This is a genomic window from Pseudomonas sp. NFPP02, from assembly GCF_900119355.1.
GTDB lineage: Bacteria > Pseudomonadota > Gammaproteobacteria > Pseudomonadales > Pseudomonadaceae > Aquipseudomonas > Aquipseudomonas paracarnis.
Genome location: NZ_FPJI01000011.1, coordinates 43,426 through 60,502 on the forward strand (window position 1 = coordinate 43,426; position 17,077 = coordinate 60,502).

The 17,077-nt window shown below is 57.9% G+C and carries 20 protein-coding genes; 10 read left to right on the plus strand and 10 right to left on the minus strand.

All coding sequences use genetic code 11. The features are described 5' to 3' along the window. Positions 1-213 precede the first annotated feature (213 nt). The 5 genes from BT204_RS19275 (at position 214) to BT204_RS19295 (ending at position 3,751) form a co-directional block, all read left to right on the plus strand. Positions 214-711, plus strand: a complete 498-nt coding sequence (locus tag BT204_RS19275; RefSeq protein ID WP_072447943.1) for a toll/interleukin-1 receptor domain-containing protein — start codon at positions 214-216, stop codon at positions 709-711. Positions 712-858: 147 nt separating this feature from the next. After that, positions 859-1,326 (plus strand): TIR domain-containing protein, encoded by a 468-nt coding sequence (locus BT204_RS19280; protein WP_072447945.1) that lies wholly within the window; start codon positions 859-861, stop codon positions 1,324-1,326. Then, positions 1,326-1,952 carry an Nmad2 family putative nucleotide modification protein gene (locus tag BT204_RS19285; RefSeq protein ID WP_072447947.1) on the plus strand — a complete coding sequence of 209 codons (627 nt, stop codon included), beginning with the start codon at positions 1,326-1,328 and terminating at the stop codon, positions 1,950-1,952. The genes BT204_RS19280 and BT204_RS19285 overlap by 1 nt, the downstream gene beginning before the upstream one ends. 3 nt (positions 1,953-1,955) lie before the next feature. Continuing rightward, positions 1,956-3,092: a nucleoside triphosphate pyrophosphohydrolase family protein gene (locus BT204_RS19290; RefSeq protein WP_072447949.1), complete on the plus strand. Its 1,137-nt coding sequence runs from the start codon at positions 1,956-1,958 to the stop codon at positions 3,090-3,092. Positions 3,093-3,220: 128 nt separating this feature from the next. After that, complete coding sequence (locus tag BT204_RS19295) at positions 3,221-3,751, plus strand: uracil-DNA glycosylase (RefSeq protein WP_239695922.1); 531 nt, start codon at positions 3,221-3,223, stop codon at positions 3,749-3,751. Positions 3,752-4,081: 330 nt separating this feature from the next. Here the strand turns inward: BT204_RS19295 and BT204_RS19300 are convergent, their stop codons facing one another. Next, positions 4,082-4,597, minus strand: a complete 516-nt coding sequence (locus BT204_RS19300) for a GNAT family N-acetyltransferase (RefSeq protein WP_072448070.1) — start codon at positions 4,595-4,597, stop codon at positions 4,082-4,084. Positions 4,598-4,716: 119 nt separating this feature from the next. On the opposite strand from BT204_RS19300, the gene BT204_RS19305 reads away from it, so the two are divergent. Beyond that, positions 4,717-5,211 carry a GNAT family N-acetyltransferase gene (locus BT204_RS19305; RefSeq protein WP_072447953.1) on the plus strand — a complete coding sequence of 165 codons (495 nt, stop codon included), beginning with the start codon at positions 4,717-4,719 and terminating at the stop codon, positions 5,209-5,211. 6 nt (positions 5,212-5,217) lie between these two features. Here the strand turns inward: BT204_RS19305 and BT204_RS19310 are convergent, their stop codons facing one another. After that, positions 5,218-5,451: a hypothetical protein gene (locus tag BT204_RS19310; RefSeq protein WP_072447955.1), complete on the minus strand. Its 234-nt coding sequence runs from the start codon at positions 5,449-5,451 to the stop codon at positions 5,218-5,220. 160 nt (positions 5,452-5,611) lie between these two features. On the opposite strand from BT204_RS19310, the gene BT204_RS19315 reads away from it, so the two are divergent. Continuing rightward, complete coding sequence (locus tag BT204_RS19315) at positions 5,612-6,154, plus strand: GNAT family N-acetyltransferase (protein WP_072447957.1); 543 nt, start codon at positions 5,612-5,614, stop codon at positions 6,152-6,154. Between the two features lie 86 nt (positions 6,155-6,240). Here BT204_RS19315 and BT204_RS19320 read toward each other — a convergent pair whose 3' ends face one another. Then, complete coding sequence (locus BT204_RS19320) at positions 6,241-6,969, minus strand: hypothetical protein (protein ID WP_072447959.1); 729 nt, start codon at positions 6,967-6,969, stop codon at positions 6,241-6,243. A gap of 329 nt (positions 6,970-7,298) precedes the next feature. On the opposite strand from BT204_RS19320, the gene BT204_RS19325 reads away from it, so the two are divergent. Beyond that, positions 7,299-7,952 carry a cytochrome b gene (locus tag BT204_RS19325; protein ID WP_232458787.1) on the plus strand — a complete coding sequence of 218 codons (654 nt, stop codon included), beginning with the start codon at positions 7,299-7,301 and terminating at the stop codon, positions 7,950-7,952. A 314-nt stretch (positions 7,953-8,266) separates the two neighbouring features. Continuing rightward, positions 8,267-8,632 carry a hypothetical protein gene (locus BT204_RS19330; RefSeq protein WP_072447961.1) on the plus strand — a complete coding sequence of 122 codons (366 nt, stop codon included), beginning with the start codon at positions 8,267-8,269 and terminating at the stop codon, positions 8,630-8,632. Between the two features lie 36 nt (positions 8,633-8,668). Here the strand turns inward: BT204_RS19330 and BT204_RS19335 are convergent, their stop codons facing one another. Continuing rightward, the gene (locus BT204_RS19335) at positions 8,669-9,385 is read right to left on the minus strand and encodes a class I SAM-dependent methyltransferase (protein ID WP_072447963.1); all 717 of its coding nucleotides are present in this window, start codon (positions 9,383-9,385) and stop codon (positions 8,669-8,671) included. A 185-nt stretch (positions 9,386-9,570) separates the two neighbouring features. Here BT204_RS19335 and BT204_RS19340 point away from each other — a divergent pair, with 185 nt between their 5' ends. Next, positions 9,571-9,951: a cupin domain-containing protein gene (locus BT204_RS19340; protein WP_072447965.1), complete on the plus strand. Its 381-nt coding sequence runs from the start codon at positions 9,571-9,573 to the stop codon at positions 9,949-9,951. A gap of 144 nt (positions 9,952-10,095) precedes the next feature. Here BT204_RS19340 and BT204_RS19345 read toward each other — a convergent pair whose 3' ends face one another. The 6 genes from BT204_RS19345 to BT204_RS19370 form a co-directional block, all read right to left on the minus strand. Continuing rightward, entirely contained in the window at positions 10,096-11,181 is a 1,086-nt protein-coding gene (locus BT204_RS19345; RefSeq protein WP_054896289.1) for a choline metabolism transcriptional regulator GbdR, read from the minus strand. Positions 11,182-11,203: 22 nt separating this feature from the next. Continuing rightward, complete coding sequence (locus tag BT204_RS19350) at positions 11,204-12,610, minus strand: amino acid permease (RefSeq protein ID WP_072447967.1); 1,407 nt, start codon at positions 12,608-12,610, stop codon at positions 11,204-11,206. 138 nt (positions 12,611-12,748) lie between these two features. Further along, a complete protein-coding gene (locus BT204_RS19355) occupies positions 12,749-13,489 on the minus strand; it encodes a BPL-N domain-containing protein (protein ID WP_072447969.1) in 741 nt (246 codons plus the stop codon). Between the two features lie 110 nt (positions 13,490-13,599). Further along, on the minus strand, positions 13,600-15,330 hold the full coding sequence (locus BT204_RS19360) for an OPT family oligopeptide transporter (RefSeq protein WP_072447970.1): 1,731 nt from the start codon (positions 15,328-15,330) through the stop codon (positions 13,600-13,602). 204 nt (positions 15,331-15,534) lie between these two features. Further along, the gene (locus BT204_RS19365; RefSeq protein WP_072447972.1) at positions 15,535-16,161 is read right to left on the minus strand and encodes a glutathione S-transferase family protein; all 627 of its coding nucleotides are present in this window, start codon (positions 16,159-16,161) and stop codon (positions 15,535-15,537) included. Positions 16,162-16,378: 217 nt separating this feature from the next. Then, on the minus strand, positions 16,379-17,074 hold the full coding sequence (locus tag BT204_RS19370; protein ID WP_072447974.1) for a tRNA (adenine(22)-N(1))-methyltransferase: 696 nt from the start codon (positions 17,072-17,074) through the stop codon (positions 16,379-16,381). Positions 17,075-17,077 lie beyond the last annotated feature (3 nt).

Consider the following 17,077-nt stretch of genomic DNA (forward strand, 5'->3'; position numbering starts at 1 on the left):
TGGTCGCCCTGTTAAGTGAGACCTTCAAACCTCGAGCGGGTTAGAAGCAAGCAAGATTACACCAAGCAATCGCCAGCGACATCACTATGATGGCCAGGTCGAAATTATGGAGTGGTTCACTGCTTAGACATATTGATTTGAGACAATGTAGGCAGCTTGAACAACGCATCAAAAGATGGCACTTTGCTTGCAAAATGTTAGGAAAGCTTGCATATGCCAATTCGCCAGTCAGATCTCCTTAACGCAGGCCAACGCCGCTCCATGCAAGGGCGATTCAGTAAGCGTTTCAGTCAACCCACAGCTTTTTTGAGCCATAGCCACAAGGACGTAACACTCGCTCTAGGCTTGCAGGAACTGCTCAACAGTCAAGGATGGGACGTCTACATCGACTGGCAGGATCAGACAATGCCCGACAAGCCGGATGCTGAAACGGCCTTCAATATCAAAGCCGCAATTATCCGCGCCGACTGGTTCCTCTTTCTTGCAACGCAGAACTCGATGACGTCGCGCTGGTGCCCCTGGGAAATCGGCTTTGCGGACGGTAAAAAGCCCCATGATCGCATCGCGATTGTCCCCACGGTGGACAACCTTGGCCATTTTTATGGCAACGAGTACCTCAACCTCTATAACAAAATCGATGTGCCCAGTGGCGCTGCTGGTCTTGCCTTCTACGACACTCGAGGCAATGGCAGGTGGGTCAACACTCTTTAATTCCAACCTACCTGTAGTGCCTACAACATGAAAAGGGAACATCTACGATCTGTATAGCTTTTTGGCCGGGGGCTGTGACTATGCCGTAATGGACAGGCATTAAAGCCTAGAAAAGTACCATCTATGTACAAGGACTGGAGATGACCGATGGCGGAGAAAAGGAATGTATTTATCAGCCACGTCCACAAGGACGACCATGGGCTGCAGAAGCTCAAGGATTTGCTAGCCCCTAAAGGGCTGGAGGTAAGAGATTCATCCATTCATACAGGGAAATTCAACGACGCCACTGATGAACACTACATAAAGACACAGATCCTTGCGCCAGCTATCAACTGGGCTGGCGTTTTTATTTGCTACGTTTCCCCCCAGACCAAGGACAGTGATTGGGTTAACTGGGAAATTGAATATGCAGCCAAACAGGGAAAACGCATTGTTGGTGTGTGGGAGCATGGCGAGAAGGAATGTGACCTCCCAAGCGCCCTAAGAGAGTATGCCGACGCTTTGGTTGGATGGAGTGGTAGTGCAATCGTTGATGCGATCAACGGGAAGGATTCCTGGGAGAAGCCTGATGGTGATGCCTGTGATCAGGTGCCATTGAAGAGGCATCCGTGCTAATGACTCGTATTCATTCTTATGTCGTGCGTTATGACAGCGGTTTCGCGCCTAACCCATTCTACGGTTACTGTTCACTTGCAACCTGCAAACCCAGAATCCGTCAAACAGCTCATATCGGGGATTGGGTAGTGGGTAGTGGTAGTAATGATCGAAGTATTCGACTTGGCGGACATCTCGTTTATGCAATGCGTGTAACTGAAACGATGACATTTGATCAATATGGTTTAGATCCTAGGTTTGAATCCAAGAAACCGTACCGTAGTGGTAGTCGAAAACAAAGCTGTGGAGACAATATCTACTTCAGGGCTGAAGTTGGGGCCGATTGGCAGCAGCGCGACTCATTTCACTCTCATCCAGATGGTTCATCCAACCCGGATCATGTGGCACGTGATACAGGTGTTAACAGAGTTCTAATTAGCGACGATTTTGTGTATTTCGGAGGCGAAGGTCCTGAATTTCCCGATGAGTTGAAAGACCAGCAAGGCCGCCACCTATGTAAAACAGGAATTGGGCAAACTACCTTTTCTGATGTGCAACTGATCGCAAGCTTTGAAAAGTGGATTCGTAGTATTGGTGCGCGCGGTTACCAGAGCGCGCCATTCGAATGGTTGACTCTTCGCAGGTGATCTATGAAAAAAGAAGGCTCACTCTTACTGTCAGATTACGCTACGGAAATCGCAGCTACGGACGTACTTGATTCACACGACTTCAATCCAGTCCTTCAAGGGCTATACGGAGAAGTTGGTGGGATAATGGCTACGGCCAAAAAAAATGTTCGAGAGAGAACGGCATACCCAGGTTTTAGGAAGGCGGCAGAAGAAGAATTTGGCGACACTCTTTGGTATTTAGCGGCAATCTGCAGACGCTTGCAGATCCCTCTTGAAGATATCTTCGCCGAAGCTGCGAATCACGGAAACTTCAGAAATGTAGGGGCTGCAAGTGATGTAACCGCAGGTGCGTTAGCTTATATCGCTGTGCCCGTAGACTCGACTACTACCTTGGACGCCACATTGGTCCTTCTTGGGCAATCAGCGGCGGCTTTGCTGGGAAACACTCCTACCCGTACTAATTTAGTTTCTTTCGCACGAGCATACTTGGATGCAATGCACGCAGCCAAGCTAGCGTTTTCGGAGGTGGCTCGCGGAAATCTTCGGAAAGCTCGTGGCGCGTTTTTGGTGCCTCAAGTAGACGATTTAGCAGGCCTTGATTTCGACTGTGAATTTGGAATTGAAGAGCAGCTTCCTAGGGACTTTAGAATACGGGTAAATCAACGAGGAAGCGGCAAGAGTTATCTCCAATGGAAGGGGGTATTCATTGGAGACCCGCTGACTGACAACATTGCCGATAATGATGGCTATCGGTTCCATGATGTCTTTCACTTTGCTTACGCAGCAATCCTGCACTGGTCGCCTGTGATGCGGTCATTGATCAGACACAAACGGAAGAGTCATCCGAGGTATGATGAAGAACAGGATAGTGGTCGGGCCATCGTCGTGGAAGAAGGGGTTTCTGCGTGGATATTCTCCAGAGCCAAAGAATTGAATTTCTTCGAGGAACAAGAAAAAATTTCACTTGGGCTTCTCAAGACCATTGGCGAGTTCGTGGCTGGTTACGAAGTCGAGAAATGCCCGCTGAAGCTCTGGGAGAGAGCGATTCTGGATGGCTATGCTGTCTTTCGCCAGCTTAAGGCGAACCAAGGTGGTTGGATCATTGGAAACCGAGAACAACGCACCATCACATACATGCCGCTTGAGTCTGAAAAATGAAGATACACCCATTTGTTGATGCAGTTGCTTCGCTGCAGTTTGAAGACTGCTTCAATCCGTATTCGGATCGTTGTGAAATTCATGACCGACGCGATGCACCGCGTCGCCGTGCTGCCGCGCTGTCCGCCATGTTGCGTCGTGCAACTGAGGAACCCGTAGATGCGATATGGATCGGACGAGACCTCGGATACCGCGGAGGACGCCGTACAGGCTTAGCCCTGACTGACGATGTTCACATAAGCCAGCACACTAGACGTTGGAATCTTGACCTAGCCTCCGAGCGACCGACGATAGGCAGTTCTGTGGCCGAACGAACCGCTACGGTCATATGGGGGATGCTGGAAAACATTGATGCTCGCATCTTCTTGTGGAACGTCTTTCCTCTTCATCCGCATGAATCAGGAGATCCGTTCACAAACCGGCAGCACAACGCGAGTGAGAGACGAGCAGGTGAAGCGCTTCTCCAGCAGCTCATTGACTTACTACGGCCCTCTCGCATCGTGGCCATTGGCAACGATGCTGCCGCTTCGGCACATCGCGTCACAGATTCTGTACCTGTGGTTTGCGTGAGACATCCTAGCTACGGGGGGCAGACCCAGTTCCAGAAGCAGATATCGGAGCTCTATGGGCGTCGTATGAGCACTGGATCGTTGTTTTGACGGGCTTCGCTTCTTAGCGAACGGTGGTTGCCGTTTCAATCCTGCATGACAGTTGTCTATGATGTAGTTGTAGGCCTGCGCTAATGTTGACGCCCGGTAGGGCGTGGAGCTTTTCGTCTAGCATCGCGCTTCTCTGCTAGATATCCTCAAAAAACAGCTCCCGAATCTGATCAAATAGACCGATTATGCTATTCGACCTCCTCCATTAAGCAGATTGACCTTTGGAATGAACAGCGTCGATTGGACTGCAGTAGCCAAACGTGAGTGACCGCTTTTGGCCGACTTCTGTCGTTCGAGAAGGTCAGCATCCGGCCAACCTGATACCCGGAGTCAAACCACCGCTATCCAGTACACAACCGAATCATATTTCTCCGCCATCCGCCTTTCGATGACCACTCCCCCCAAAGCTTCAGCAATACGTCGACTCGCACGATTCTGCGTCGCAACAGGGTAGATAAAGTACTTTGCCACCACCCACTGGCTAGCCCACTGAACAACCGCCTGCACCGCTTCACCACCAAACCCCAACCCATGTTTATCTTCACGAACCCAGATACCCAACTCCGGTGTTTCACTGCCGGTATGGTGCAGCCCGACCAAGCCGATAAAATGAGCACCTGCCCGCTCCCTGACCGTGAACACAATGTCGCTGCCATCCGCTATCGCAGGCAGCCACCGCCCCCAGACTTGCGCGTACTCTTCCAGCGAGGCAGGCGGTTCCCACGACATGTAGCGAGTCAGTGCCGGAGTGATACAAGCGAACGACTCAACAGCGTCCTGCTCGCAGAAGGGCTCGATGCTCAGGCGTTGCGAGAGAATGCGGATTGCGTGGGTGTCCACTGGCATGGCCATTTCGTTCCTGGGGTCCGTTACTCCATGTATGCCGTGAACAAACCATGCGGGTCGCTTCATCAGTATCAGGCTCTCTATACTGAGCCCCCAGGATGGTAGTTGGAGCACACAATATGCCCGTCGCACCCAATCAAAATTCCCCCGTCATTTTGGTCCCGGTTCAACAAAGCGACTTGGATAATCTGGTAGCCATTCGAATCGAGGCCATGCGCGAAAGTCTGGAGCGTGTTGGGCGATTTGACCCAGTGCGTGCGCGGGAGCGGTTTCTTGGCGGCTTTGAAGCTCGCGACACACGCTATATCGAGGCGTCTGGAGAGAGGGTGGGTTTCGTAGTGGTGAAACATCACCCCAATGAACTTTTGCTCGATCACTTGTATGTAAGGCCGAGCGCGCAAGGGTCAGGGGTGGGGTCTGCTGTTCTCATGCAGATTTTCAAAGAGTCGGATGCGGCTGCGCTTCCTATTAAAGTAGGGGCTCTCAAAGAAAGCGCTTCGAATCGCTTTTATACCCGCCATGGCTTCCAGTTCATCGAAAGCAGTGAGTTCGACAATTATTATGTTCGTCAGCCTATTCCGGCGATTGGCGCTCATTCCGGAACCATGGGCTGACGTGGACTAGCTCTTCAGTTCACCAGCTCGATTGCTCGCCGCGTCGTCATACGCCACATACAGCGACTCTGCAATTTGGCTTTTGATCGCCTTGGTGGCCTCCAGCCCCAGCACAAAACCCTCGGCTTTACCGCCAGCACGGTTGAGTTCTTCATGGGTGGAGGCGCCAGTAATAGCGTCAAGGAGCTTGGCGGCGTGGGGGCCGACGCCTTTGGGGAGGGAGATCTGGTCGATGGACATTATCGCTACCTTGAAAAATTGAGTTCGGGAGCGAGTGGAACCACTGCCGGGGCTGGCATGGTAGACCTGTTTGCCATGAAAGGGGTCGCTTTACGCGCAGCGGCGCTATTCTTTGCGGCTACGCAGTCAGATTGGGGCATTGGTAAATCTGGAGGGGCTTATGGAGTATTGCGTTGAGGGCTACTGCCTTCGGCCATTATGGGCCGACGATTTCGAGAGGATCAGCCGTTACGAACGCGTCAATCGCAGGCATCTGCAACCCTGGGAGCCGCTCAGGGACGAGGAATATTTCACCACGGGCAACGCAAAGGCCAGGGTCGAGCAACAGGTCAACAATATGCACGCTGGCAACGCGCTGTGTTTCCTCTTGCTTGAACCCGAGAGCAGAGAAGTTCTAGCGCGGTGTAACTACACGAACATTGTGAGGGGCGTTTTTCAGGCCTGTCATCTCGGCTTCTCGCTGGCGGAATCAGCCCAAGGCCGTGGCCTGATGAAAAGAACGCTTCAGGTCACTAACCAACACTGCTTTGAGCAGTTGGGTCTTCATCGGATCATGGCCAATCATTTGCCTCGCAATGTGCGAAGTGAACGCCTTCTGGAATCGCTGGGGTTTGAAAAGGAAGGGCATGCGCGAGCCTATCTGAAAATCGGTGGCATCTGGGAGGACCATACGTTGAGATCGTTGATCAACCCTGAACAATAAGCGCCCCCTGCCACTGAGGCAGACGCACGCATGCGCGAGCTGACTGCCGCCGATCGGTCCTCGACGACAGGCGCAGGCTGCGCCGATCAAGCCTGGGTGCTGAACCCCTGGGCGGCACGCCGCTCCAACATCGCCCGCTCAGTCTCTTGCGTCGCGCGCTCGCCGTTGGAAGACAATTGGTTTATGAAAAACTGGTTTCTGCCCGCTTTAATATCCGACGGGTCATGCGTTCTGAACAAGGGCGCCAGATCAATAGTGCTGGCGAAGTTTTCATTGGTCAGGCTGTAGTAGCCCAGGGTGCTTCCAGACCAGGGTGAACCTGCGTCTACCATGTCGATGGCGGCGTTGCGGTAGGCCACGGCTGTGGCTTTCAGCTCAACGGATTGATTGAGCAGAACCGTCAGCCTCTCGGTCGCCTCACGGCTGAGTTGGCCAGCCGTATCGAGCACTTTCAGCCGGCCGTCAGCCTCAACGGTAAAACCGTACCCGGTGCTGGCCAGGTCGGGCGCAGTGGCTGCCAGGTTCGCTTCGAATGTCTGGAAGGAAGCTTTCAGCGCACTTTGCGCGCCATTGAACATGTCGACGAAACGAGGAAAGTGCGGCGATTCGGAGCGACCGACCCAGGTATCAACGGCCTCCGGGGCTTGTGCCGTGGTTGTCGCCGCTTCACTGGGATGGTAAATGGCCGCGGGGCCGGCGTTTGCCAGGGCTTGCTTGGCGGGGTCCGTCGACGCCTGGGGTACCAGCTTCTGCTCAGAAGGCGTGAGGTTGAGATTGGCCGGTGGAATATAGGCAGGGCTAACGGAAAGTGCCATTTAATCGGTCCTTGATTAGCGGGTTCATACGGGTTATCGACCATAAACGCGTCAGCTTTAGGCCGTCACGGGAGCAAGCTCCCTCGCCACAGCTTTTGATCGTTCCACGCCCTGCGCAAGAACGAACACGCGCCCGAAGCATTCCTGATGCTCGAAGGCTCGCCACGGGGCATTTTGAATACCGGGCATGAAGGTGGGGAGCGTACGGCTGAAAATACTCGGTGGATTTGAACAGGCTACGCCCATGCCGTCAGGCATCCAGATCACACCCTGAGGGATGCATGTTTTCTTGATGTTTCGACACGACCGCTGCCTGTGTCTCCTTGTATATGATCTGGTCACCGCCAGATTCATTCTGGCCGCTTATCATCTGTCGCCTCAATGCGCTTGAAAAAGAACGCAAGGCGACTCGCCAGAAGGATACGACAATGACGACTTGCGCACCCCCTGCTGGGTCACGTGAACACTACGACTCGGTAAGCCGAGCAGTGCATTGGCTGATGTTCCTGTTGTTTGCGTGGATCTATTGCTCAGCCATAACCCATTACCTGGCGTCAGACTCAGCGCTGGATAAATGGCTGTGGCCCTTTCACAAACCCGTAGGGTTGTTATTACTGGTGTTGCTGATCCTACGTGCCAGCTGGAGTCTGCTGAACCAACACCGGCGCCCACTCAGCATCAGCCGTTTCGCCGCCGCCGGGCACGGCATGCTGTATGCACTGATGTTCCTGATCCCGCTGATCGGGATGATCCGCCAGTACGGCTCCGGCCGGGCTTTTTCTGCGTTTGGCGTGCAGGTCATGGAGGGGTTCGAGGGGGAAAAAATCCAGTGGATGGTTGATCTGGGCAGCAACTTTCATAGCTTGCTGGGTTGGACAATGCTGGTGCTTATCCTCGGGCATGTCGGGGCGGTGGTCATGCACTATAGGCAGGGCGATAAGCAGGTACTGCGGCGTATGACAAGAGGGGTGCGCCAGCACTGAAGTGACGCGGCCCACAGGTAGGGCCGCGCTGTCAGGATTGCTCCAACACCACCGGCTTGATCGCCCGCCCATGCTGGCGCGCCGTGACCAGGCCGATGGTCGATGACACTTCGGTGCAATGACCAGGCCACTTGCATTGCGGTACCCTTCTCCACCGCGTTGGCGATGGAACACAAACGGGGATACCCGGATATCGTTGCCGAGGATTGCTTGAATGAGTGGCAACGCTTGCGCCCCGCGCTTCAATAACGCCCGCTCTGATCAGCCTATCGCCTGATGCCCCAACCCACTCCCAGGATTCACGGATTTCCTTTATGCCGCCTGCCTCACGCGACCACGCCCGTATCGAACGCCGTCTCATCGCGGCGCTGACCGACGCCTGCGAGATCGCAAAGACCGAAATGCCAGGCTTCGACTGGTTGACCCACACCGTCGACTACCACGCGTTTCCCCAAAGCCTGCGGGTGATCTGGGTGTTCGACAGCGTTGCGAGCAAGGCTCGCGCCCTTGCGACCGGCGCGGACGCCCGTATGCGCGAGCTGACTACCGCCGCGCTGGATGACGCTGACGTGCACGTCCCGAACATCGGCCGCTGCGTCAGTTTCGACTCCGAAGAGGAATGCCACCTTCGGCATGGCGGCGATTGGCGTCGGCGGTTGGCTACTCCCCGGGCGAACTGAATCGCGCCACGGCTCACTGAGCAACGGGAGACCTCGCTACCCCACCTTGCACGTCAACCAAGCCCCCCAGAAAAGGCTGCTGAAGAAACGCGTCGCGTCGCCGAAGCCAGCGTCATGCAACAGCTTCTGAACCGCGGCCTCGGAATGGGGCGGGTCAGCGCCTTGAAGGATTTTGCCGAGCTTGGCCTTCACTTCGTCCGGGGCGGCGCCATGCTGACGCCACCGTTGGCCCCATGCCGCCAGCAGCAACGGCTGGCTGGCATACGCGTAATGATTGCCCGCGACGATCAGCGGTGCCCCCGGTTTCAGGTGCGCCCGAATCGATCGCAGCATCCGGTCCTTGGCGTCATTCCCCTCCAGATGGTGGAGCACACCGATCAAGGTGGCGGCGTCGTATGACGCGTCTGCTGCCAGGTCTTCAAGCGTCCCGAGATGCAGGGTTGTTCTGTCAAGCAGGTGGTTGGCTTCCAACTGCTGCCTTGCCGCGTCCAGCATCGGCTGCGAGGGATCAACCGCCATGAAGCGCCAGCCCGGTTCAAGGTTGGCCATGGCGATGATCTCCTGCGCCGTACCGCCGGCGCCGACCACCAGTATCTTGGCCGAAGGGGCATCGCCAAGGCTCGCCGCGAGCATGCAGGCTGCCAGATCCTGGCACGCGTCATAGCCCGCCAACGCGATACGGCTTTGTCGCGCGTACTCGTTGGCTCTTGAGGTATCGAATTTGTCAGCAGGGTTGGATGAGGATGAGTTCAAGGCGGTTCTCCGTGGCCTTGACGCAAATTACGTTAACCGTGACAGTAAGAAAAATGCATTAATTTTATGCGCTGCATTCCCGTGGGGAATGCGGGGGTGTAGGAGTGGAAGGGTTGCAGGATCGTACAAGCCTATGACCTGTCGGCCCGGATAATCTGGCCTTCTCACCGACAGGAAGGCTCAGCATGACTCACCTACAGCAACCCGCCCAACCGATAAACCTCGCGCAAAAAGCCTCGCTCATCGACCAACAATGGAGCCCAAGAGTGGTTGCCGAAATGAACGACTACCAGTTCAAGGTGGTGCGTATCGAGGGTGAATTCATTTGGCATTCGCACCCCGAAACCGATGAAGCGTTCCTGGTGCTTGAAGGCACGCTGCGTATCGACCTGCCGGATGGCCCGGTGTATGTGAAGCCGGGTGAGTTGTATGTGGTGCCGCGTGGCATTGAGCACAGGACCGCGGCCGAAGGTGAAGCCAGGCTGATGATGATCGAGCCAAGGGGCATTCTGAATACCGGGCATGAAGGCGGTGAGCGCACCGCGTTGAATGACCAGTGGATTTGAGCGCCGAGGCTTATTGCCTTCTGTAGGAGCGAGCTTGCTCGCGAAAAACGCCAACGATAACGCGTGCTTCCTGAATGAGCGCGGCGCCTGTGAGTTTTTCGCGAGCGAGCTCGCTCCTACTGGCATTCGGGCAAGCCCCAAGCCCTATCGCCTTTGAATCTGCACCGTAGCAAACGTCGGCTCGTCGCGCGCCTGCTCCAGTGTATTCCTGGGCTGTTGCGGGGCCCGGGATTGCCCCTCTGGCCGTAACGCTGGCGGCGGATGCAGGCGCATGTCCGAGCGCTCATCGCTGGGCGCAACGCCGAAGAAATCCCGATAGCACTTGGAAAAATGCGGCGTGGACACAAAGCCGCAAATCACCGCCAGCTCAACAATCGAAATGGGCGTCTGCATCAGCAACTGGCGGGCACGGGTCAGGCGCAGCTTGAGGTAGTAACGCGATGGCGTGCAGTACAGGTGCTTCTGGAACATGCGCTCCAACTGGCGGCGGGACACGTGCACGTAGGCGGCCAGTTCGTCGAGGTCGATGGGTTCTTCCAGGTTGGATTCCATCAGGGCGACCACTTCTTGCAGCTTGGGCTGTTGCGTGCCGAGCAGGTGTTTGAGCGGCACGCGTTGGTGGTCGCGCTCGTTGCGAATGCGCTCGTACACGAACATCTGGGAAATCGCCGCCGACAGCGTGTGCCCGTGATCGCGGCCGATCAGGTGCAGCATCATGTCCAGCGGCGCAGTGCCGCCAGAGCTGGTAAAGCGGTTGCCATCGAGCGTGAATACGCTGGAGCTGACTTTGACGCGGGTAAACGCCTCCTGCATCGACGCCATCAGCTCCCAATGCACGCTGCACTGGAAGCCATCGAGCAACCCCGCCTGGGCCAGTGCCCAACTGCCGGTGCACACCGCGCCGAGACGTTTGCAGTACAGGCGCGCCTGGCTGCGCAACCAGGCGATGAGCGCAGGGCTGATAGCCTGTTGAATGCCCACGCCGCCGCACACGATCACCGCATCGAAGCCGCGCTGGTCCTGCGCGCAAGCATCCGGGGTCACCGACACGCCATCGCTGGCCCACACCGGCTGGCCGTCCAGGCTCAGGGTTTGCCAACGGTAGAGTTCTTCGCCCGCCAATTGGTTGGCCATGCGCAGCGGCTCGACCGCACACGACAGCGATATCAGGGTGAATTGGTCCAGCAGCAAAAAGCCGATGGTCTGGCAAACAGGTGCCTCGGTTTCCATCACCGCTACCCCACAGGCGTGATCAGGAATGTTCCAGCGCCACCGGCTTGGGTGCCCGGTTGTGCTGGCGCGATGTGACCAGGCCGATGAAGGAAATCACCAACGCCAGGCCAATGGTCGAGGACACTTCGGTGCGATGTTCCGGCGTCACCATCATCACCCCCAGGGCCAGGCAGATGAATACGATCACCAGGTAAGTCAGCCACGGAAACAGCCACATGCGAAAGGTCAGTTCGACGTTCTGCCGAAGCAGCAAGCGACGCATACGCAGTTGCGAGATAGCGATGACCAGGTACACCAACAACGCGATGGCCCCGGAGCTGGCGAGCAGGAACTGGAACAGACCGGCCGGCAGGAAGTAGCTCAGCAACGTAACGCCCGCACCGATGATGGTGCTGGCGATCACCGCCGCCCTGGGCACGCCCGCCTTCGAGGTGATTTTAAGCGCCGGCGGCGCATCGCCGCGTTTGCCCAGGGAAAACAGCATGCGCGAAGAAATGTAGATCGAGGAGTTCATGCAACTGGCTACCGCGATCAACACCACCACATCGACCATGAATTTGGCGTTGGGGATGTTCATAATTTCCAGTGCGCGCTGATAGGAACCCACGGAGGCCAACAGCGGATCGTTCCAGGGCACCACGGAAATCACGACGGAGATCGACAACAGGTAGAACACGCCAATGCGCCAGATCACCGAGCGCGTGGCCTTGGCGATGTTCTGCGCCGGGTTGCTCGATTCTGCTGCAGCGATGGTCACCGCTTCGGTGCCGATGAAACTGAACATGATGGTAATGAACGCGCCCACCACCGCCGACAGGCCGTTGGGAGCAAACCCGCCGTGTTCCTCCATCAAGCGGCTCAAGCCGCTGGCTTCGCGATCCGGGATCCAGCCCATGAGGACGCTGAAGCCCAGGCCGATAAAGCCGACGATGGCAATCACCTTGGCCATGGCGAACCAGAATTCGAATTCGCCGTATTTGGCCACGCTGAACAGATTGGTGATCACCAGCAAAACGATTGAGATCAACGCAAACAGCCACGCATCAACCTGAGGGAACCACTGGTTGAGCACGTGCCCGGCGGCCAAGGCTTCGATGGGAATGACCAGCACCCAGAACCACCAATACAACCAGCCGATGGTGAACCCCGCCCAAGGGCCGATGGCCTGGTCGGCGTAGGTTGAAAACGAGCCAGTGTCCGGGCGTGCCACCGCCATTTCCCCCAGCATGCGCATGACCAGCACCACCAACAGGCCGGAAAACAGATAAGCCAGCAACACCGCTGGCCCGGCGGCGGCGATCGCGTGTCCGGAGCCGACAAACAACCCCGCGCCGATGATGCCGGCGATGGACAACATGGTCACATGGCGCGGCTTGAAGCCCTGCGCAAGCTGACCGTTGGAATCGTTGCAGTTGAGGCTAGTCATTGTTTTTGTTGTTCTCGGGCGGCCAATGACCTTCACCTTAAGTGCCCGAGGCCAGGCACAAGTAGCCTGGTTACGCCACCATCGTGCCTGATATCGACATGGGGAATAGTGGCATCCTGAAGTAACCGGCGGCGCGCCCTACTCTTGCGCGCTACGTATCAACGACCCGAACAGCTCGCCACGCGGCATCTTGCTCAGCTCGATATCGGCATTTTCAAACCATTCCCGCCCGGCTTCCGGGTGCGGCCCGCTCAGCACCACCACGCCACGTTCGTAGGTATAGCGCGCCGCCGCCACGTCACCATTGTGGTAGGTGGCGATGACCTTGTAGGGCGCAGTGGCATTGGCTTTGGGAAAATACGGACCGTCCTGATAGAACACAGAGTCGGGTTGCCCGTCCCACGTCACCCGCACGGCGGCGTCCTCAATACCGGACACTTCAAAACCGGGACGGCCAGCTTCGGTATCAAGCGCCTGGGGGATCAGGCCGAGGTTGTTGTCGTCGGCCAGGTAGGCGCCCATGCACAGGCCCAGGTAGCGGCCGCCTTTGGCGACGTAATCGCGGATGGCTTCGGCACGCGCATCGCCCAGGCTGTCGAGGGCGGCCGGGATGTCCTGGCCACCGCCGGGTTGCACGTATAGATCGTAGCGCGCCAGGGTTTGCGGGGTGATGTCGATGGGTTCGTCGGCACCGACGAAGTCGATCTGGTAATTGGGGTCCAGGCGCTGCAGGGCGGTTTTCACGTTTTCCGAGCAGTCGGGGCAGCCTGCCGGGCCTCGGTAGATGGCGACATGGGTGACGGGGCCTGCGCCGTGTACGGGTAAAGGATGCAGCGTAGCAACGGCGAGAAACGTGGCAGCGATGGCAGGCAGTTTCATGGGCTAGGCTCAACGGTCAGTTGAATGGGTTTGATCCAGACGTGGCAGCGCCAAGCCTATAACGATGAGCCTTTTGAATTCGTGAAGAGTTGTAAATCCACGAGGGCCATTTATCCACTTCCCAGCATCTGCCATAACGACGCGCCCACGCCAGTAATGCTCTCACCGGCGATCAGCCCCGCCGCTGCTGTGATCGCAAAGCGCTGCGTCACACTTGGCCAGCGACAGCTCACGGCCCAGGTCATGATCGCGCCAAGGGCCATCATCAGCGACACCGACGCAGGCAAGACAAACGCCAGTCCCAAGGCTGCCGCACTGGGCAGATAGCGGGCGCGATGGGTGGGCAGCGTGCTATCGAGTATGCCCAGCAGTACGCCGCACAGGCTTGCAACAGCAATGGCCGAGCGGATGCTGGGTGACAACGAATCCAGCCCGTGGGTCAGGGTTTGGGCCACGGCTTTCCAAGTGGCGACGGCCGGGGCTGGCCACTGTTCGGTGAGCAGCATGGTTTGCGGGTCGGGGATCAACGCCAGGTACGCGAATACGCCGATGACGCTGCCGACAAAAATCCCGAGAATCTGGGCGATAACCTGTTTGTGCGGCGTCGCGCCAATCGCTTTGCCCACCTTGAAGTCATTCATCAGGTCTGTGCACTGCCCCGCCGAACCGCCGGCGGTGTTGGCGCTCATCAGGTTGATCGGCACCTGGCCCGGCGCAACGATGCCAAAACTCAGCTGAGACAGTTGCCCGATGGCGCCAATCGGCGGAATACCGGTCGCCCCCACCACCCGCGCCGCCACGGCGGCCAGGCAGATCGCCAGGGGAATGGTTAGCAGCGCCATCCCAAGGTTGATACCGAACAACAGCGCTTGCAGGCTCACCACCAACACGATCGCCAGCGCGAACCCCACGGCAGGCCCAGGCTTGGGAACCGCCCAAGGCGTCCCGCCAGCCGCTCGGGTTGAGCGATGCAACGCCCACAGGCGAATCGCCAGGGACGCCAGGGTGGAACACACCATCAGGCTCACGCCGGGCCACAGCAGCCACTCCACCAGCGCGGCAAATTGCGGGCCGCTGCTGTCGGCGGGCAGGCTCACCAGGCCGTTGACCAACAGCCACGGCCCCAGCCCGCCCCATGCCAGCAAGGCGCCGAGCAGCAGGGTCAGGCCCACGCGAATGCCGATGATGCCGCCGAACCCCAGCAACAGCAGAGAGGGGTCGGCGGTGAAGGTCAAGCGCTCCAACTGGGCGTTCAGCGACCAGCGCGGGAAGGCCCACATAAAGGTATCCACCCACTTGACCAACCCGGACAACAACGCTGCGCCGAGCAGCACTTTCAAGCGCGTGGCGGCTTCGCGACCATGGTTGTAGATGTGCAGCAGGGTCTCCAGGGTGGCCATGCCTTCGGGAAACTTCAGTGCCTTGTCATTGAGCAATGAAGGCCGCAGGTACCACGCGATCCAGATCCCCAGGAAACTCACCGAGAACACCCAGGCGATCATCGGCAGCGCCGCCAGTTGGTTGCCGGTGAGCAAGGTATAAGCCGGGATGGGCGCGACCAGCCCGCCGGAAATGATCGACGCCGCGGCAGAGGCCACGGTCTGGTTGATATTGCTCTCGTGCAGGGTCCACGGCAGGTGTTCAGCGGAACGCCGGGCCAGGCCTTGCCAGAGGCCATAACCGATCAGCAAGGCGATGATCGACATATTGAACGACCAGCCGATCTTCAAGCCTGCGTAGACATTGGAAGGGGTCAGCAGGATGCCCAGCACGATCCCGGTGATAACTGCCCGCAGGCTCAGTTCGCGCTCTACGGGCGCGATTGACGAGGTGGAGTGCATGCAGATTCCTTTCGAGAAAAGCCAGTGCCACCTTTTAAGTGAGCGCTGGGAGACTCGAAGGTTCACCTGCCGAAACGGGTTCTGTAGGAGCGAGCTTGCTCGCGAAAAACCCAAAGGCGCCGCGTTTATCCAGGAAACACGCGTTATTGTTTACGTTTTTCGCGAGCAAGCTCGCTCCTACAGGAGGCGGTGTCGGTGGGCCCGCTATTTGGCGAACGCGTATTCCCCGCCCCGCTCCACCGCCTTGCGGTATGCCGGGCGCGCCTGGAGCTTTTGCAGCCATGCGGCCAAGTTCGGGTAGGCCTGCAATTTGCCCTGGGCCTGGGCGACTTCGCCGATAAAGCTCATCTGGATATCCGCGCCGCTGAGTGCGTCGCCCACCAGGTACGGCGTTTGGCCCAGCACGTCATTCAGGTAGCCCAGGTAGTTGGCCAGCTCCGACTCAATCCGCGGATGCAGCGGTGCGCCTGCTTCACCCAGCCGTCCCACATAAAGGTTGAGCATCAACGGCAACATCGCCGAGCCTTCAGCAAAATGCAGCCATTGCACATAGCTGTCATAGGCGTCGGTAGCCGGGTCGGGTTGCAGTTGGCCGTTGCCGTGGCGGCGGATGAGGTAGTCGATGATCGCGGCGGACTCGATCAGCACACGAGAGCCGTCTTCGATCACAGGGGATTTGCCCAGGGGGTGAATGGCCTTGAGTTCAGGCGGCGCCAGGTTGGTCTTGGCGTCGCGCTGGTAGCGCTTGATGTCGTAGGGCAGGCCCAGTTCTTCAAGCGCCCACAGGATACGTTGCGAGCGGGAGTTGTTGAGGTGGTGAACAGTGATCATCGAGGCGACACCTTGGGGGGATTTAAGAGAAGACTACAGCGTAGCGGTGAAGTGCCGCGAATGTGGCCAGGCAGCACCGGCCTGCGCGATCAAATGTGGCAGATGTCGAGCTTTAGCGAGGCTTCGAAGGCTGCGGCATTCACGACATGGATGTTGCCTGATACACCGCTCGAAGCCTCGCTAAGGCTCCACATCTCCCACACTGGACCGGTGGCGGTCAGGCAAGCAATTGAACGATCCACTTCACCTGCTGCACGATCTCCTGCACTTTCTGCTCGGGCACCGCCTGCCGCGCCTGTTCGAGGCTGGCCAATGTCTTGCGCTTCTGGCGCAACATCCGTTGCCATTTCGCCACAAACACCGGGCTGCGGGCCTGCATTTGCAGCGGGCCGAAGTACAGTTGCTCGGCGGTATAGGTGACCGCCTCGGCGCGTTCGGCAACGATGATTTCGTAGTAGAAGCGGTTTTCCAGCAGCAGCTCCTCGTGCAGGATCCGGTAGCCGTTGTCCATCAACCATAGGCGCAGGGGCTGCTCGCCGCCGTTGGGTTGCAGGATCAGGCGTTCCCGGCCATTGAGGTGCGCCTTGCCGCTTTCGAGAATGTCGCGGATCGTCTCGCCGCCCATGCCGCACAGGCTGATGGCGGTAATGTCATCGCCGGCTTGGATCGCCGCCAAACCATCGGCCAGGCGCACGGTGATGTGCTGCCTCAGGCCGTTGTCGGCCACGGTACGGTTGGCCGCCTGAAACGGTGTCGCGGCCACTTCCCCCGCCACGGCCGCCGCAATAGCGCCGCGGTGTATCAGGGCCACCGGCAGGTAGGCGTGGTCGGAGCCGATATCGGCCAGGCGGGCACCCGTCGGTATGTGCGCGGCAACGCGCTCCAGGCGCTGGGACAAGGTGTGTTCGTTCAACGG

Coding starts and splice junctions, on each gene's coding strand:
- BT204_RS19275 (WP_072447943.1), top strand. CDS start 214: ATGCCAATTCGCCAGTCAGATCTCCTTAACGCAGGCCAACGCCGCTCC.
- BT204_RS19280 (WP_072447945.1), top strand. CDS start 859: ATGGCGGAGAAAAGGAATGTATTTATCAGCCACGTCCACAAGGACGAC.
- BT204_RS19285 (WP_072447947.1), top strand. CDS start 1,326: ATGACTCGTATTCATTCTTATGTCGTGCGTTATGACAGCGGTTTCGCG.
- BT204_RS19290 (WP_072447949.1), top strand. CDS start 1,956: ATGAAAAAAGAAGGCTCACTCTTACTGTCAGATTACGCTACGGAAATC.
- BT204_RS19295 (WP_239695922.1), top strand. CDS start 3,221: ATGTTGCGTCGTGCAACTGAGGAACCCGTAGATGCGATATGGATCGGA.
- BT204_RS19300 (WP_072448070.1), bottom strand. CDS start 4,597: ATGCCAGTGGACACCCACGCAATCCGCATTCTCTCGCAACGCCTGAGC.
- BT204_RS19305 (WP_072447953.1), top strand. CDS start 4,717: ATGCCCGTCGCACCCAATCAAAATTCCCCCGTCATTTTGGTCCCGGTT.
- BT204_RS19310 (WP_072447955.1), bottom strand. CDS start 5,451: ATGTCCATCGACCAGATCTCCCTCCCCAAAGGCGTCGGCCCCCACGCC.
- BT204_RS19315 (WP_072447957.1), top strand. CDS start 5,612: ATGGAGTATTGCGTTGAGGGCTACTGCCTTCGGCCATTATGGGCCGAC.
- BT204_RS19320 (WP_072447959.1), bottom strand. CDS start 6,969: ATGGCACTTTCCGTTAGCCCTGCCTATATTCCACCGGCCAATCTCAAC.
- BT204_RS19325 (WP_232458787.1), top strand. CDS start 7,299: ATGATCTGGTCACCGCCAGATTCATTCTGGCCGCTTATCATCTGTCGC.
- BT204_RS19330 (WP_072447961.1), top strand. CDS start 8,267: ATGCCGCCTGCCTCACGCGACCACGCCCGTATCGAACGCCGTCTCATC.
- BT204_RS19340 (WP_072447965.1), top strand. CDS start 9,571: ATGACTCACCTACAGCAACCCGCCCAACCGATAAACCTCGCGCAAAAA.
- BT204_RS19345 (WP_054896289.1), bottom strand. CDS start 11,181: ATGGAAACCGAGGCACCTGTTTGCCAGACCATCGGCTTTTTGCTGCTG.
- BT204_RS19350 (WP_072447967.1), bottom strand. CDS start 12,610: ATGACTAGCCTCAACTGCAACGATTCCAACGGTCAGCTTGCGCAGGGC.
- BT204_RS19355 (WP_072447969.1), bottom strand. CDS start 13,489: ATGAAACTGCCTGCCATCGCTGCCACGTTTCTCGCCGTTGCTACGCTG.
- BT204_RS19360 (WP_072447970.1), bottom strand. CDS start 15,330: ATGCACTCCACCTCGTCAATCGCGCCCGTAGAGCGCGAACTGAGCCTG.
- BT204_RS19365 (WP_072447972.1), bottom strand. CDS start 16,161: ATGATCACTGTTCACCACCTCAACAACTCCCGCTCGCAACGTATCCTG.